The 16,252-nt window shown below is 73.8% G+C and carries 15 protein-coding genes; 3 read left to right on the forward strand and 12 right to left on the reverse strand.

Translation table 11 applies throughout. The features are described from left to right. Positions 1–319 precede the first annotated feature (319 nt). From ACFYPH_RS16540 to ACFYPH_RS16580, 9 genes are all read right to left on the reverse strand, one after another. Positions 320–1,603 (reverse strand): citrate synthase, encoded by a 1,284-nt coding sequence (locus tag ACFYPH_RS16540; protein WP_354862874.1) that lies wholly within the window; start codon positions 1,601–1,603, stop codon positions 320–322. Positions 1,604–1,769: 166 nt separating this feature from the next. Further along, entirely contained in the window at positions 1,770–3,821 is a 2,052-nt protein-coding gene (locus ACFYPH_RS16545; RefSeq protein WP_387182528.1) for a sulfatase-like hydrolase/transferase, read from the reverse strand. Beyond that, positions 3,814–5,244: a class I SAM-dependent methyltransferase gene (locus ACFYPH_RS16550; RefSeq protein WP_354862870.1), complete on the reverse strand. Its 1,431-nt coding sequence runs from the start codon at positions 5,242–5,244 to the stop codon at positions 3,814–3,816. Before ACFYPH_RS16550 ends, ACFYPH_RS16545 begins: the two co-directional genes overlap by 8 nt. Positions 5,245–5,258: 14 nt before the next feature. Next, entirely contained in the window at positions 5,259–5,408 is a 150-nt protein-coding gene (locus tag ACFYPH_RS16555) for a hypothetical protein (protein WP_007459587.1), read from the reverse strand. A 283-nt stretch (positions 5,409–5,691) separates the two neighbouring features. After that, positions 5,692–6,918 (reverse strand): glycosyltransferase, encoded by a 1,227-nt coding sequence (locus ACFYPH_RS16560; RefSeq protein ID WP_387182531.1) that lies wholly within the window; start codon positions 6,916–6,918, stop codon positions 5,692–5,694. Further along, positions 6,915–9,239: an ArnT family glycosyltransferase gene (locus ACFYPH_RS16565; protein WP_387182534.1), complete on the reverse strand. Its 2,325-nt coding sequence runs from the start codon at positions 9,237–9,239 to the stop codon at positions 6,915–6,917. The genes ACFYPH_RS16560 and ACFYPH_RS16565 overlap by 4 nt, the downstream gene beginning before the upstream one ends. A 44-nt stretch (positions 9,240–9,283) precedes the next feature. Continuing rightward, positions 9,284–10,750: a sensor histidine kinase gene (locus ACFYPH_RS16570; RefSeq protein ID WP_387183135.1), complete on the reverse strand. Its 1,467-nt coding sequence runs from the start codon at positions 10,748–10,750 to the stop codon at positions 9,284–9,286. A 43-nt stretch (positions 10,751–10,793) separates the two neighbouring features. Continuing rightward, entirely contained in the window at positions 10,794–11,540 is a 747-nt protein-coding gene (locus tag ACFYPH_RS16575; RefSeq protein WP_234588622.1) for a response regulator transcription factor, read from the reverse strand. A 101-nt stretch (positions 11,541–11,641) separates the two neighbouring features. Then, a complete protein-coding gene (locus ACFYPH_RS16580) occupies positions 11,642–11,872 on the reverse strand; it encodes a hypothetical protein (protein WP_363940219.1) in 231 nt (76 codons plus the stop codon). A 199-nt stretch (positions 11,873–12,071) separates the two neighbouring features. Here ACFYPH_RS16580 and ACFYPH_RS16585 point away from each other — a divergent pair, with 199 nt between their 5' ends. The 3 genes from ACFYPH_RS16585 (at position 12,072) to ACFYPH_RS16595 (ending at position 14,657) form a co-directional block, all read left to right on the forward strand. Further along, positions 12,072–13,001 (forward strand): serine/threonine-protein kinase, encoded by a 930-nt coding sequence (locus ACFYPH_RS16585; RefSeq protein ID WP_387182538.1) that lies wholly within the window; start codon positions 12,072–12,074, stop codon positions 12,999–13,001. A 70-nt stretch (positions 13,002–13,071) separates the two neighbouring features. After that, on the forward strand, positions 13,072–13,497 hold the full coding sequence (locus ACFYPH_RS16590; protein ID WP_266241740.1) for an OsmC family protein: 426 nt from the start codon (positions 13,072–13,074) through the stop codon (positions 13,495–13,497). 308 nt (positions 13,498–13,805) lie between these two features. Then, positions 13,806–14,657, forward strand: a complete 852-nt coding sequence (locus ACFYPH_RS16595) for a hypothetical protein (RefSeq protein ID WP_387182543.1) — start codon at positions 13,806–13,808, stop codon at positions 14,655–14,657. Here the strand turns inward: ACFYPH_RS16595 and ACFYPH_RS16600 are convergent. The 3 genes from ACFYPH_RS16600 to ACFYPH_RS16610 all read right to left on the reverse strand — a co-directional run bounded on the left by ACFYPH_RS16600 (position 14,647) and on the right by ACFYPH_RS16610 (position 16,249). Beyond that, positions 14,647–15,207, reverse strand: a complete 561-nt coding sequence (locus ACFYPH_RS16600) for an ATPase (protein ID WP_387182545.1) — start codon at positions 15,205–15,207, stop codon at positions 14,647–14,649. The genes ACFYPH_RS16595 and ACFYPH_RS16600 overlap by 11 nt on opposite strands. A 179-nt stretch (positions 15,208–15,386) precedes the next feature. Beyond that, positions 15,387–15,830, reverse strand: a complete 444-nt coding sequence (locus ACFYPH_RS16605) for a response regulator (RefSeq protein WP_354861669.1) — start codon at positions 15,828–15,830, stop codon at positions 15,387–15,389. 71 nt (positions 15,831–15,901) lie between these two features. Next, a complete protein-coding gene (locus tag ACFYPH_RS16610) occupies positions 15,902–16,249 on the reverse strand; it encodes an STAS domain-containing protein (protein ID WP_354861671.1) in 348 nt (115 codons plus the stop codon). Positions 16,250–16,252: the final 3 nt, after the last annotated feature.

Genomic DNA, 16,252 nt, shown 5'->3' on the forward strand with positions numbered 1-16,252 from the left:
GGAAGGGCCGCAGAGCGCCCCGCGAGGCCCAGCGGAAGCCCACGGACCGCCAAGACGCGAGGCCCAGCGGAGGCCCCACGGGCCAGCCGCGAGGTCCGGCCGAGGCCCCACGGACCAGCCGCGAGGTCCGGCGGAAGTAGAACGATCACCAGCGAGAGGGTGAGCGGAAGCCCCACGGACCGCCGAGCCGGAAGATCCGGCCGAAGCGCCCGGGCCGCCACGCGAGAGGGCGGGTGGGTACGGCGCAGGCCGCCGGCCCGGATCGGGTCGGCGGCCTGCGGGTGATGCGGGTGGTGCGGATGGTGCGAGAGAGCGGAGGTCAGCGCTCGGCGAAGGGGAGGTAGTCCCGCTCGGCGGCACCGACGTAGACCTGCCGCGGACGGCCGATCTTGGTCTCCGGGTCGTTGATCATCTCGCGCCACTGGGCGATCCAGCCGGGCAGCCGGCCGAGCGCGAACAGCACCGTGAACATCTTCGTGGGGAAGCCCATGGCCTTGTAGATCAGGCCGGTGTAGAAGTCCACGTTCGGGTAGAGCCGGCGGGAGACGAAGAAGTCGTCGGCGAGCGCGATCTCCTCCAGCTCCATGGCAATGTCCAGCAGCGGGTCCGGCTTGGCCATCCGGCCCAGCACGTCCTGCGCGGCCTTCTTGACGATCGCCGCCCGCGGGTCGTAGTTCTTGTAGACCCGGTGGCCGAAGCCCATGAGCTTGACGCCGTCCTGCTTGTCCTTGACCTTGCGGACGAAGGACCGGACGTCGCCGTCGCCGGCGTGGATCTGCTGGAGCATCTCCAGCACCGCCTGGTTGGCGCCGCCGTGCAGCGGGCCGAACAGCGCGTTCACGCCCGCCGAGACGGAGGCGAACAGGTTGGCGTTGCTGGAGCCGACCAGCCGGACGGTCGACGTGGAGCAGTTCTGCTCGTGGTCGGCGTGCAGGACGAAGAGCATGTCCAGCACCTTCGACATCACCGGGTCGACCACGTACGGCTCCGCCGGTACGCCGAAGGTCATGCGCAGCAGGTTGTCCACGTACCCCAGGGAGTTGTCCGGGTAGAGCAGCGGCTGCCCGATGGACTTCTTGTACGCGTACGAGGCGATGGTGGGGACCTTCGCCATGAGCCGGACCGTGGAGATCTCCACGTGCTCGGAGTCGAACGGGTCCAGGCTGTCCTGGTAGAAGGTCGACAGGGCGCTCACCGCCGACGACAGCACCGCCATCGGGTGCGCGTCGCGGGGGAAGCCGTCGAAGAAGCGGCGCATCTCCTCGTGCAGCAGCGAGTGCCGCCGGATCCACTCGGTGAACTCGGTCAGCTGCTGCTCGGTGGGCAGCTCGCCGTAGATGAGCAGGTACGAGACCTCCAGGAAGGAGGACTTCTCGGCCAGCTGCTCGATCGGGTATCCCCGGTAACGCAGGATCCCCGCGTCGCCATCGATGTAGGTGATCGCGGATGAGGCCGCTGCGGTGTTGACGAAACCGGGGTCGTACGTCGTCATCCCGGTTTCCTTCAGCAGCTTGCTCACCCCGATGCCAGCGGGGCCCTCGACCGCGGGATGTACCGGCATCGACAGCTGCCCGCCGGGGTGATCGAGCTTGACTTCCGTCATGTGGTTCCTCGCTTCGCCGGCAGATCTACGTTGAATTGCCTTCGCTTCTACCGTAATTGCGGCTCGGGGGACACTGCCCGCCGTGGTTCGGCGGTGAGGTATGCGTCACCCGATTCCCGACTGAGCAGCCGGGAAACCCGCCCTCCCGCCAGCGGAGGACAGGAGATCAGGACAACGTGAGGCGCCGTAGCGTACCGTCCGCCGCGACCTGGTAGACGTCGAGCTGATTCGTCCCGGCGCGGAACAGCCGGTCGTCGGTGAGCAGCGCGGCGAAGCGGCGGCCGCCCGGGTCGGCCGGCACCACCGGGACCACCGCGCCGATCCGGCCGTTGACGGCGACGGCCAGCAGCGTGCCGTCCGGTATCGCGTCCGGCACGTCACCCCAGACCAGCGCCGGGAGGGTGCCGGTGTCCGGGTCGGTCGCCCGGAAGGCGGCCAGGTCGGCGACCTGGGCGCTGCCTCCGGGCGGGCCGGCGCGGACCTCGGTGCCCACCAGGGGGTGCGGTGTCGGCAGCGGCGGCGCGGTGGGCACCCCGCCGGGGAAGGTGACCGCCTCCCCGGGGGTGTCGTAGAAGTGTTTCGTGGCGTCGGCGCGGGGAGCCTGCCGGGCGGAGCGGCCGTCGACGTGCCAGGGCAGGCGGATGCCGGCTTCGTCGGCGACGGTGGGCAGCAGGTCGACGTGTTCCCAGTTGCGGTCGTCCACCCGGCCGGTCTGCTGCCCGGGCTCCTTGACGAACATGGGCACCCAGGCGACCTCACCGGCGGCGGCCTTGATGGCGTCCATGCCCCGGCCCTGCGCGCCCGGATGGAAGCTCACCCCGTGGTCGGCGGTGACGACGACGAGGGCCTGGTCGTAGAGGCCGCTGGCGCGCAGCGTCCGCAGGGTCTCCCCGATCAGCCGGTCGGTGTAGCCGAGTTGGGCGAGGTGACGCTGGCGGGCCAGCTCGACCCAGCCCGTGCCGTCGTTGGGCAGGTCCTCCGGGGCGTCGTAGCGGACGCCGGACGGCAGGTACGCCCACGGGGAGTGCGGCATCAGCAGGTGCAGGAAGTGCAGAGCGGGTCGGGGTTGCGGCTTCAGCCCGGCCAGGAAGCTGGTGAACCGGGCCGGCTGGTTGTCGTCGAGGCTGTCCCAGCGGAACTTCGGGTCGGCCGGGACCGGCTCGGCGGCGTCCAGGCCGGCCTCGACGCGGGTCTGCTCCCGGTAGGAGTCCTCCGGGTCAACGCGGGTGTTCGTCGGCCCGGCGACCTGGCCGAGCAGCTTGCCGGTCTCCCGGACCAGCACACCGAGGCCCTGTTCGGGGGTGACGGGCTGCTCGCACCGGCTGGGTGGGCAGAGCCGGGTGATGCTCTCCTGGGCCTGGATGTCGTACAGGCCGCCGAAGGCGGTGAAGAGGTTGTCCGGGTACTGCGAGTAGTGCGGCGCGACCGCCCGCGCCGGGTAGCGGCCGGTGAGCATCGCCGGCAGCGCGTTCGGCGTCCAGCCGCTGACCCCGGTGGCGTTGCGGTACCAGGTCGAGCCTTCGGCCAGCTCGGCGAAGTGCGGGAACCGCGCCGCGTCGATCCGGCCGTCGCCACCGAGCAGGCTGACCAGCGGCAGCTCGTCGAGGATCAGCATGACCACCGGCGGGTGCACGGCCACGCCCTGCGCGGTGCCGACCGCGCCGCCGTCGCCGCGTGGCAGCACGACCGCCGAGGTGGGCGAGACGAACAGGAACAGCGCCACGAAGGCCACCGGCCCGGCGGCGGCCAGTCGCATCGCCTTGCCCGGCGACCGCCACCGCCGGTGCGCGGCCGCGCCGCCCAGACCGGCCAGACCGGCAAGCACCAGCAGGGGTACGCCCCGAAGCGGCGTCGTGTGCCGGCCCACCTGCACGGCGAGGGCGGCGAGCAGCAGCCCGACCAGCGTCGTGTGGGTGAGCGCGCGGGCGGTGCGGCCGGCCAGTCGGCTCAGTGCGCCGAGCAGCGCCACGGGCACGGTGGGCGCGAGGGCCACCAGGGCGACCAGCAGCAGGATCTGGCCGGGGTCGGCGCGGTGGAAGAGGAAGAAGTCGGGGCTGCGGCCGAGTATGTCCAGCAGCGGCTGGGTGACGACCAGCCCGACCAGCGCCACGATCTCCAGCAGCCGGCCCAGCTCGCCGCGCCAGCCCCGGTCCCAGCGGCCGGGCGTCGGCGGGCCGGCGACGGGTCCCGGCGGGTCGGCGACTGCCGGTTCAGCCACCCATCACCGCCCGGTAGAGCGTGCGGGTGCCCGAGGGCAGTTCCAGTCGGTCGGTGATCCGGCCCCGGGCCGCGAGGAGCCGTTCGAAGGTGTCGCGCCGGTAGTCCGGGAAGAGGCCGTCGGGCTTGTTGGCCAGCAGCCGAGTGGCCATCGGGTCGTCCGGGTGGATGAACTCCACCACCACGGTGCCGCCGGGCGCGCTCAGCCCGGCCAGCCAGTCGACGACCTCCGGCAGCGGCACGTTGCGGCCGATCGCCAGGTGGTGCACCAGGGCCAGGGCGAGCACGACGTCCGCCGACGCCCGCTGCGCGAAGCCGGCGCGCTCGACGCCGCGCCAGCCGCCACCGGGCGACGGGTCGGCCAGGTCGACCACCAGCGGCAGGATCCGTTGCTGGCCCTCGGAGCGCAGCGCCCGGTACAGCTCGTCGACCACGGCCGGGTCCTGCTCGACGGCGACCACGTAGTCGGCGTGCCCGGCGGCCAGTCGGGCGTACCGGCCGTCGTTGGCGCCCAGGTCGAGCACCAGGCGCGGGCGGGCGGCGGCGGCCACCGCGGTGACCACGAACTGCTCCTTGGCGACCCGGTCGCGGGCCGAGTAGCCGCAGGTGCGCTGGTAGTCCGACCAGTGGCTGCGCGACGGACGGTGCTCCAGCCGGCGGACGAGCTTCTCGATGCCGCGTACGGTGGCCGCCTGCAGGTCCCGGGAGTAGCCGGCGGCGCGCAGTTGGGCCTTGACGTCGCTGGTGCTGGCGTCGGCGTTGCGTTGCTGCATGGCGCCGTGCAGGTGCAGGTGGGCCAGGACGCCGGGGCGCAGCCGGCGGGCGCCGCCGAAGAGGGGGCGCAGCTGGTCGGCCTCGATGCCGTCGACCTGGGCGCGCAGCCAGGGCTGGAAGTCCACGCCCAGGTGGGCGGTGAGCAGCAGCGGGTAGAGCACGGTCTGGCAGAACTGCCGGTAGCCCGCCCACGGCTCCCCGTCGCGCAGCGGCTCGAAGGAGCCGATGTCGATGAAGACCGGCTTCGCGCCGCGCCACTGCAGGTTGTAGGCGGAGCCGTCCTTGGTGGTGAAGCCGTTGGCGAGGGCGGTACGCAGGATCTCCAGGTGCAGCAGCGCGGCGTCGCGCAGCATGCCGAAGGACCACTCGTACGGGTGGGAGACGAACGGGATGCGCTCGTGGCGCAGCACCGCCGCCCACGGGGTGCCGGCCGCGGCGGGCACCAGCGCCGGCGGGGCGTCCTCGGTGGCGCAGACCTTGCCCGCCGAGACGAGCGTGGGAAAGAACGGGCTGGCCGCGAGGGTCCGCCAGTGCTCGGCGGCCTGGGCGTCGAGCCCGCGCAGCACCTCGTCGCCGACGTGGAACACCCGGTTGGCGGGGTCGCGGAAGGAGGCGGGCTCGGGGCGTACCCCGGTGGGTGAGGTCGTCATCGTCGCGGCGACCGCTACCGCTGGTCGGTGGGCTGCCGACGAAACCGGTCGACCAGCCGTCGCCAGTAGAGCTTGGCGGCGACCGCGGCGCCGGCCACCCCGCCGACGACGGCCTGCACGATCAGGCTGCCGGATCCCGCGTCCAGGTAGGCCAGATGGATCACCGACCGCTCCTTCCCCTCGCCCGTCTCGACACCGGCGTCCCGGGGAGGCAGCGGTGAGGCTTTTAACCCAGAAAGCCGGACTTGTCCATCACCGTACGCTGCTCGCCTGCGCCGTCGCGGCGACATCGGAGGACTCCCAGCCCGGCCACAGGAAGCGGCCCTCGTCGGTACGCTGCGAAGCTGCGCTGGACACCCGAACGCCGACGAGGACCCCGACGGGCGCCACGCGCGACGCGTCGTCGAGGTCCTCGCGGACGTGCTGGGCGGCTGACCGGCGGCTGTCTCAGCCCCGCCGGTGGTGCATGCCGAGGCGCAGCAGCACGAAGCGCAGCACGGTCGCGGCCAGGTTCGCGGCCACCAGGACGGCCAGCTCCACCGGCCGGGCGGGCACGGCGACGAGAGCGTGCAGCACCGCCAGCGCCCCGCTGGTCAGCGCCAGGCCGAGCGCGAACGCCAGCAGCCCCTGCGCGTGGTGGCGACCGGCGTGCCGGCTGCCGGTGATGCCGAACGTCAGCCGCCGGTTCGCGGCCGTGTTCGCCACCGCCGTCACCAGCAGGGCCAGCAGGTTCGCCGGCTGCGCCCCGAGCGCACCCCGGGTGGCCACGAAGAGCAGCAGGTACGCCAGCGTGCTGGCCACCCCGACGGCGGCGAACCGGGTCAGCTGCCGGGGCAGCCCGACCGGCACCTGCGCCGGCGGCGCGGCCAGCGGCGCCCGGCCGAGCTGCGCGCGCAGCTCGGCCAGCGGCAGCGCGCCGGTCACCAGCGCCCGACCGAGGCGGCCCATCCCCCGCAGGTCGGCCAGGGCGGTGGCGACGATGTCGACGCGGCTGTCCGGGTCGTCGACCCAGTCCACCGGCACCTCGTGGATGCGCAGCCCGGCCCGTTGGGCGAGCACCAGCAGCTCGGTGTCGAAGAACCAGCCGGTGTCGCGTACGTGCGGGAGCAGCCCGGCGGCCACGTCCGCGCGGATGGCCTTGAACCCGCACTGCGCGTCGGAGAACCGCGCCGCCAGCGCGCCCCGCAGCAGCAGGTTGTAGGCCCGGGAGATCACCTCCCGCTTGGCGCCGCGCACCACCCGGGACGTACGCGCCAGCCGGGTGCCGATCGCCAGGTCGGAGTGGCCGGAGATGAGCGGCGCGACCAGAGGCAGCAGCGCCGCCAGGTCGGTGGACAGGTCCACGTCCATGTACGCCAGCACCGGCGCGGACGACGCGGACCACGCGGCGGACAGCGCCCGCCCCCGCCCCTTGGCGTCCAGGTGCCGTACGCCGACGCCGGGCAGCTCGGCGGCGAGCGCCTGGGCCACGGCCAGGGTGCCGTCCACGCTGGCGTTGTCGGCGACGGTGATCTGGAACGGGTACGGGAAGTGCTCGCTGAGATGCGCGTGCAACCGACGTACGCACGGCCCGAGGTCGGTCTCCTCGTTGTAGACCGGGATCACCACGTCCAGCACCGCGCCGGCGGTGGTGGACCGGGTCTGGACGGCGCGGGCGCCGCTGAGCGCGGTCACGACGCGTCCGCGCCGGTGCTCAGGTCGTAGACGGTGACTCCGTCCACGGTCTGCGCCGTGAAGGTCTCCGCGACCCAGGTGGAGATCTCCTGCGCGGCGGAGCTGCCACCGTTGGCCCGGAATCCGCCGCCACCCACGAAGTAGTGGATCTTATGCTCGGCGACGTGACGCTGGAACTGCGCGAGCGTCGGTGACGGGTCGCTGCCGTTGAACCCGCCGATCGGCATCACCGGGTCACCGGTGGCCAACTGGTAGCCGGAGGCGTTGTTGGAACCGATGGTGGCCGCCACCCAGGTGTAGTCGTCGCTGTCGCGCTCCAGCAGCTCGCGCAGCGCGGCGCTGGGCTCGCGGGCGTCGAGCAGACCGCCCATGCCGCCGCCCTCCCGGCCACCACCGGCGCCGGGCAGCTGACCGCCGCCGGGAAAACCGCCCGGGAAGCCCGGCACCTGCGCACCGCCGGGAGCAGCGGGCACCTGCCCGCCGCCCGGGAAGCCGGGCATCTGCCCGCCGCCCGGGAAGCCGGGCATCTGCCCGCCGCCCGGGAAGCCGGGCATCTGCCCGCCGCCCGGGAAGCCCGGGAACTGTCCGCCGTTCTGGTTGCCGTTGCGGCCGTCGCCGCCGGGCGGCTGAGCGCCGTTGCGGCCGTCGCCGGGGAACTGCCCGCCGCCGGGGAACGCCATGCCGCCGGGCGGTCGTCCGCCGGGGAAGCCGCCGCGACCGAAACCGCCCGCCACCGCCGGGCCGGCGCTCGGGATCGAGCCGGTGTGCGGGGTTGCGGCGGTCTGCGCCGCGTACGCCGCCGGCCCCGCCAGGGCCGCCGCCGCGCCGACGCCGAGCACCACGGGCACCAGCCAGCGGGGCAGTCGGGCGGCCAGCAGGATCAGGGCCGCGCCGAGCAGGCCGGCGACCAGCACGGCGGTACGCAGCCACGGGTACCAGTCGGGGCTGCGCCCGAGCAGCACCCACGCCCACCAGACGGTGACCGCGAGGGTGGCGGCGAGCGTCACCGTGGCGGCCAGCGGACGCCACCGCTGCCATCGGGACACCACCACCGGTTCGTCAGGCGTGCCGGCGACCGGGGCCGGCCGCGGTCGGCGCTGCCGCCAGAGCAGGGTGACGCCGATGCCGACAAGCGCGCCGACGGCCGGTGCGAGCGCCACGGTGTAGTAGGCGTGGAAGATCCCGGACATGAAGCTGAAGATCAGACCGGTGACCAGCAGCCAACCGCCCCACAGCAGCAGGCCGGCCCGGGTGCGGTCGGTACGCGCGGCCCGCCCGGCCACCAGCAGGCCCGCGACCAGCAGGATCAGCGCGGCCGGCAGCAGCCAGGAGATCTGACCGCCGACCTCGCCGTCGAACATCCGCAGCAGGCCGGTCTGCCCGGAGAACGGGCCACCGCCACCGCCCATCCGCCCGGCACCGCCGCCGCCGACGCTGCCCACCTCGTCGCCGGTGATCCGGCCGAGGCCGTTGTAGCCGAGGGTCAGCTCCAGGATGCTGTTGCCCTGCGAACCGCCGATGTACGGGCGGGCGCTGGCCGGGACGAGTTCGACGACGGCCACCCACCAACCGGCGGACACCACCACCGCGAGACCGGCCAGCAGCAGTTGCCGCACCCGCCGCCACAGCCCGGTCGGCGCGGCCAGCAGGTAGACGCCGGCGAACACCGGCACCAGCAGGAACGCCTGGAGCATCTTGGTCAGGAAGCCGAAGCCGACCAGCACGCCGACCAGCACGATCCACCGGGTGCTGGCCGTCTCCAGCGCGCGCACGGTGGCGTACGCGCCGCCGACCAGCAGCAGCACGAGCAGCGCGTCCGGGTTGTTGAAGCGGAACATGAGCGTCGCCACCGGGGTGAGGGCGAGGACCGCACCGGCGATCAGGCCGGCGACCGGCCCGTACCAGCGCTTGACGCTCGCGTACAGCACGCCGACGGAGGCGACCCCGCAGAGCGCCTGCGGAACGAGCATCGCCCAGCTGTTGAGCCCGAAGACGCGCACCGACAGGGCCATCAGCCACAGCGAGGCGGGCGTCTTGTCCACGGTGATCGAGTTGGCCGCGTCCGACGAGCCGTAGAAGAACGCCTTCCCGCTCACCGAGCCGGCCTGCACGGCGGCCGCGTAGAACGAGTTGGCCCAGCCGGAGGCGGCCAGGCCCCAGAGGTACAGCAGGCCGGTGCCCAGGAGCAGGACCACCAGCGCGGGCCGGGTCCAGGCCGGCGCACGGCCCGCCGGCGGCGAGTGTTCCTCGGGGCGCGTGGTCGTGCGGGGCGGCCCCTCCGGTTCGGCGGGCGTCGTCGGCAGGGTGTCTGTTCTGTCCATGCGGCCAGCCTCGGCGGCCGGACTGGCGGAACCCCGTGCGCCGACTATGTGTCAGCTGTGGGATTCGGCAGGCGGACGACGAATACGGTCCGCCCCGGCCGGCTGTCGACGGTGACCGTGCCGTGGTGGGCCTCCACCACGGCCGCCACGATCGCCAGGCCGAGGCCGGTGCTGCCGTGCGCCCGCGACCGGGAGCTGTCGCCCCGGGCGAACCGCTCGAACATCTCCGGTCGCAGCTCCGCCGGCACCCCCGGCCCGTCGTCGGCGACGGTGAGCACGGCGGCGTTTGCCTCGACGGCCAGCGTGGTGGTGACCGTCGTTCCCGGCGGGGTGTGCACGCGGGCGTTGGCCAGCAGGTTCGCCACCACCTGGTGCAGGCGGGCGGCGTCGCCGGGCACCCGGATGACAACCTCGGGCAGGTCGAGCTGCCAGCGGTGCTCGGGGCCGGCCACGTGCGCGTCGCTGACCGCGTCCACCACGAGTGCGGACAGGTCGACCGGGTCCACAGCGAGCGGCCGGCCGGTGTCGAGCCGGGCCAGCAGCAGCAGGTCGTCGACGAGACTGGTCATCCGGGTGCTCTCCGACTCGACGCGGCGCAGCGCGTGCGCCACGTCGGCGGGCACCTCGTCACGGCCGCGCCGGGCCACCTCGGCGTACCCCCGGATCGCCGCGAGGGGGGTGCGCAGCTCGTGGCTGGCGTCGGCGACGAACTGGCGTACGCGGGTCTCGCTGGCCTGTCGCGCGGACAGCGCGTCGGCGACGTGGCCGAGCATCCGGTTGAGCGCCGCGCCGACCTGGCCGACCTCGGTCCGCGGGTCGGTGTCCCCGGCCGGCACCCGGACGGCGAGCGCGACCTCGCCCCGGTCCAGCGGCAGCTCGGTGACCCGGGTGGCGGTGGCGGCCACCCGGTTCAGCGGTCGCAGCGTGGCGCGCACGATCAGCGCGCCTGCCGCGCCGGCGAGGAGCAGCCCGACGGCGGCCACCCCGGCCTGCGCGGCGACCAGCGCCCAGACGGTGTCCTGTACGCCGCTGAGCGGGATCGCCACGGCCAGCACGTCCCCGCTGGGTAGCTGCCGCGCCACCGCCCGGACGTCGCCCTCGCCGAGGGTGACCGTACGCGGCCGGCCGTCGGTGGGCAGCGCGACCAGCCGCGCGGCGTCCGCGGCGGGGACGTCGGCGAGGCTGCCGCTCTCGGTGCTCCTCGTCGCCGTGGTGACGCCGTCGGCGAGGCGTACGGCCAGCGAGCCCGGCGGAAAGCCACGCGGAGGCTCCGGCGGGGGCGGGCCGACGGCGCCCGGAGGCGTGGCGGGCCACCCGGGGTCGCCGCCCTGGCGGAACCACGGCGGCACGTCGGCGCGCGGCCGGTCCCCCATCGTCAACTGATTGTCGACCTGGCCGACCAGGAAGTGCCGCAGGGCGACCGTGGTGAGTCCGCCGATCGCGACGCTGACCAGAGCGAGCAGTGCCACCAGGGCGAATACCAGCCGGGCCCGCAGCGACCGGCCGGCCAGCCACCGCCGGGCGGTGCGCAGCGGCCGGCGGCGCGGCCGTACGTCAGTCGGCGGGTTTGAGGACATAGCCCGCGCCGCGCAGCGTGTGGATCATCGGCGGCCGGCCGGCGTCGATCTTCTTGCGCAGGTACGAGATGTACAGCTCCACCACGTTGGCCTGGCCGCCGAAATCGTAGTTCCACACCCGGTCGAGGATCTGCGCCTTGCTGAGCACCCGGCGCGGGTTGCGCATCAGGTAGCGCAACAGCTCGAACTCGGTCGCGGTCAGCGTGATGAGCTGGCCGGCGCGGCGGACCTCGTGGCTGTCCTCGTCGAGGCTGAGGTCGCCGACGGTCAGCACCGCCTCCTCCTGGGCGGCGACCGCGAAGCCGGAGCGGCGCAGCAGCGCGCGCAGCCGGGCGATGACCTCCTCCAGGCTGAACGGCTTGGTCACGTAGTCGTCGCCGCCCACGGTCAGCCCGGCGATGCGTTCCTCGACCGCGTCGCGGGCGGTCAGGAACAGCACCGGCACGGTGGGGGCGTGCTCGCGCAGCCGGCGCAGCACCTGGAAGCCGTCCAGGTCGGGCAGCATGACGTCGAGCACGACGGCGTCCGGCTGGAACTGCCGCGCGGCGCTCAGCGCCGCCATGCCGTTGCCGGCGCTGCGCACCTGCCAGCCCTCGTAGCGCAGCGCCATCGACAGCAGGTCGGTCAGTGTCGCCTCGTCGTCGACCACCAGCACTCGGACCGGTTCGCCGTCGGGACGGCGCAACTCGATCCGGCCCGGCACGGTCTGCCCCTGGATGACCATGTCCCCCATCGTGGGCGCGTCCGCTGTGTCGCGCCTCTGCCCCACCTGTGTGCCAGCTGTGCGGCCGGGCCGCCGGACCACCGTTCAGCCCTCGCCCGTGCTCACTCGGACACCCCGTACGCGTCGGTCCGCACGAACCGCATGCTCCACCCGCCCAGGCCGTCCGGCTGGTCGCGTTCGTAGAGGTGGTCGGGACCGGGTTGCGTCGGGCCGGTGCCGTCCGGGTGCCGCATGATCCAACGCGGCGGCGGAGCCCCGTCCGGCCCGGCCGGAACCTCGCGGACCAGGCCGTCCGCGGGACCGCCGACGAAGCGTACGGTGACCTCGCTCATCGCGGTGTCTCCCCGGTGACCGTGCCGGCACGCTCGGTGCGCCCAGCCCTGGCTCGCAAGCTACCGCACCCGCCACCGGCCCGCGCCGGTGTACGCCGGGATCGGCCAAGCCCGATCACCGCACGGTTTGCCCAGCTCGGACCCCGGGTACCGCGTTCGGAGGCACCCGCCGTCGGCGGGCGAGGGCGAGGAGTGGTCGATGCGCACGCTGGATGGGCGGTATCAGCTCGAACAGCGTATCGGCGTGGGCGGGATGTCCGAGGTGTGGCGAGCCCACGACCGGGTGCTGGACCGGCCGGTCGCGGTGAAGCTCATCTCGCCCGGCCCGGAGGATCTGCACGACACGGTGGACCGCATCCGCACGGAGGCCCGCTCCGCGGCGCGGCTCGTGCACCCGAACGTCGCGAGCGTGCACGACTTCGGCACCTCCTCGACGCTCCCCGGCCGTCGGGCGCCCTACATCGTGATGGAGCTGGCCGAGGGCGAGACGCTCGCCGCGCACCTGCGGGCCGGTCCACTGGACTGGCGCATCTCGGTGCGGGTCTGCGCCGAGGTCGCCGCCGCGCTGTCCGCCGCCCACGCGAGCGGCATCGTCCACCGCGACGTGAAGCCGGCCAACGTCATGCTCACCCCGGTCGGGGTGAAGGTCCTCGACTTCGGCATCGCCACCCCGTCCGGGGTCGCGGACCCGATACCGGACGGCATGGTGTTCGGCACCCCGGCGTACCTGGCGCCCGAGCAGCTCGACGGCACACCGGCCACCCCGGCGGCCGACATGTACGCCCTCGGCGTGCTGCTCTACTACTGCCTGACCAGTCGGCTGCCCTACCGGGCGAGCAACGCGGCCGAGCTGCTGACCGAGCGTCGGACCCAACCTCCGGAGCCGCTGCCCGAGATCGACGGGCTGCCGCCGGAGGTGACCGAGCTGTGCCGCTCCTGCCTGGCCGACGACCCGGCGCAGCGTCCGACCAGCCTGGTCGCCGCGCTGCTGCTGGCCGAGGCCGTGGACGCCCGGGTGTACGTGCCGATGATGATCCCCACGCCACGCCGACCTGCGGCGACGTCGCCGTGGAACGAGCGGGCCGCCGCGGAGGCCACCGAGGCCCTGTCGATGGTCGACGGGCCCTGAACCCGGGGTGGCCCCGCGTTTCGCCCGCTCGCGGCCGGGTAGCCGGGCGGGGAGCGACGGGAGGAACGCGATGCCGAGCCCCAGTTCCTGGCTGCACGAGGCCACCGCGACGGCCGAGGGCGGCCACGTACGCACCGACGACGGAGGGCTCTCCACGCCGCTGGCGTCGCCGCTGGCGGCGCACTGCACCGGCCTGAGACCGGAGCAGTTGTTGGCCGCGGCCTTCGCGTCCTGCCTGCACCACGCGGCGGTGGAGGCGGCCGGGGAGATCACGAACGAGGCGCACACGGTCCAGGTACGCGCCGAGGCGAAGCTGGGCCGCGACGACGACGGCCGGTACCGGGCGGACGTGCACGCCTCGATCTCCTCCGCCGGCCTGAGCCGCGCCCAGCTGGCCGATCTGGTCGAGTACGCCGACCGGCTCTGGCCGTTCTCCAGCGGCGACAACACGCGGCACCGACTGACCGTGACCCCGGCGGAGAACGGCCGGCACTGATCCCGGGCCGGTTCGCGGCTTTTCGGATGCCGCCTCCGCCGGACGACCACCGTGGGCCCCCACCGTTCGGTGGAGCGGGCACCCTCCGAAGGGAGGAGCGCCGGGGAGCGGCCGAAGGCGGCGCCGGAGACCGCAGCGACGACCGGGTTAGCCGGTCCAATCGGGAATACCCGGCTTGCCTGATCGGCGAGGTTTCATGGGTTCGACCGGCCTTCCGCCCGATATGACAGCCATGATCCGGGCAAATTGTGGCGCATGCCACCGTACGGGCCGATGGCAGCGGGCGGTCGACTATCTAGCCTCGGCGGGTGCATCCCGTCGACCCCGCCGCCCAGAAGCTGACCGACGCGCTCCCGACCACCCGTTCGGGCGACGCCGCATCAACCGAACGGACGATCGGCCGTCACCGGGTCCCCGACCCGCCGCGCCGCGCCCGGCTGGGCTCCACCCCCATCCGGGTCGCCCTGGCCACCGGCGTCACCTGCTGCCTCGGCCTGGGCGCGTTCGCCGCCGCCCGTGGCGCCGAGGACGCGCCGCAGCCCGTACGACCGATGGCCGACGCGCTGGCCGACCGCGCCGCCATCGCGGACGAGCGCGCCTCCCGGTCGCTGGACCGCGACGCCGCCCCCGCCCGGGTCCTGCCCACGACCCCCACGGCGTCGCCGACCGCCACCCCCACCCCCGCCCGCAAGGCGCCCAAGAAGCCGGTCAAGCCCCCCCGGCCGCGCCCGGTCGCCGGGCTCGACCAGACCCAGATGGACAACGCCAAGATCATCGTGGACGTCGGCCTGGAGCTGAAGATGCCGCGCCGCGCCCTGGTGGTGGCGCTGGCCACCGCGATGCAGGAGAGCAACCTCTACAACCTGGCCAGCGACGTGCTGCCGGAGTCGACGCAGTACCCGCACCAGGGCAGCGGCGCCGACCACGACTCGGTCGGACTGTTCCAGCAGCGGCCCAGCAGCGGCTGGGGCACGGTGGCCGAGCTGATGCGCCCGTCGTACGCCGCCCGGGCCTTCTACACGGCGCTGGCCGAGATCCCCGGCTGGGAGGACATGAGCGTCACCGCCGCCGCCCAGGCCGTGCAGATCTCCGCCTTCCCCGACGCGTACGCCCAGCACGAGGAGCGCGCCAGCACCGTGGCGGCGGCGCTCACCGTCTGAGCCTGCGCTCAGCGGGCCGTACGCCCGCTGGGCGGCTGGGCGGCTGGGCGCCCGCGTCCCGGCCGCCGGCCGCCACCCGGGTCGCCGGTACACCCGTTCCGGCCGCGGCCGTGGGCGTGTCGGCCGGCACCGGCTCGACGGTCACGCCGGTGAGGATCTCGTCGACCAGCGCCGCGCGGCGTCGCCGTGCGTGCAACGCCTCCTCGAAGTCCCGTCGGGCCTGCACGGCGTCCGCGTACGCCTGCTCGCGGACGCGACGGGCCTCCTCGCGGGCCTCGTCCAGCTCGTTGCGGGCCTGCGCCAGGATCTCGGCCGCCTCCCGCCGCACCGCGTCGCCGGCCTGCCGGGTCGTCCCGGCGTCGCCCAGGTCGAGCCGCTGGAGCAGCCCGCTGAGCCAGGTCGCCTCCTGGCGGATCTCGTTCCACTCGCGGGTCGCCCCGGCGGCGCCCTCCGCCCGCGCCGCGAGTCGGGACAACCGGATCCCCAGCTCATCCAGGCAGGAATCCACCTGCCTCTGGTCGTAGCCGGTCTTCACGACGGAGAACCTCATACTGTCGCCCCCAGGCAGCCGCTGTTACTTCCCCACCTGGATCCTCGGACGCGGCGACAGCGACCGAGGCGGTTCGGGAAAATTGTTCAGCATGCGCGCGCGTCCGGCGGGGCGCGGCGCGGCGACGGGCCACGTCGGGCCGGCGGCGGGGACAATGCCGACCGACCGCGCCGGGCGGATCAGGGGCGCTTGGGCAGCACGACCACGCGGCCGAAGAACTCGTCGATGCGGCGCACCACGTCGTTGAAGTCATCGAGGTCGATCGGCTTGGTGACGTACGCGTTGGCCTGCAACGTGTAGCTGCCGACGATGTCGGTGTCGGCGTTCGAGGTGGTCAGCACCACGATCGGGATCGTCCGCAGATCCTCGTCCTGCTTGACCGCGCCGAGCACCTGACGCCCGTCCATCCGCGGCATGTTCAGGTCCAGCAGGATGACGTCCGGTCGGCGAGCCTGCACGTGCCGGCCCTCGGCGCGCAGGAACTCCATCGCCTCCTCGCCGTCGCTGACCACGTCAATGATCTTCTCGACGTCGGAGTCGGCCAACGCCTCCTCGATCATCAGCACGTCGCCCGGATCGTCGTCGACCACCAGGATGCGTACCGGCTGCGGGCTGTCGCCCATCACTACCTGCCTCGGGTCGGCGGAGAAAGGAGACCGGAACGGTCACCGTGCTGGCGGGGAAATCTAGCCCATCAGGAGGCGCTCTTGGACGTCGGGTCCGCCGTGTCCGGAAGGTATCGCAGCACGTCGGCCAGACCGGTGACCCGCAACACACGCTCGACGCGCCCGGTGGCGCCCGTGATCCGCAACCAGCCCCCGTCGGCGGTGACCTGGTTGTCGCCCCGGACGAACACGGCCATCCCGGTGGAGTCGCAGAAGATCAGGTCGGTGAGGTCGAGCAGCACCCGCCGCTCGCCGGCCGCGGTGAGCTTGTCGATGGCGGCGGCCAGCTCGCCGGCGGTGCTCAGGTCCAGCTCACCGGCGAGCCGCAGGCAGGCCGCACCGCCGTCGCGCTCGGCGTGGCTGACGCTGAACGTCACCGT

It is taken from the genome of Micromonospora sp. NPDC005252 (genome assembly GCF_042872475.1).
Lineage (GTDB): Bacteria > Actinomycetota > Actinomycetes > Mycobacteriales > Micromonosporaceae > Micromonospora.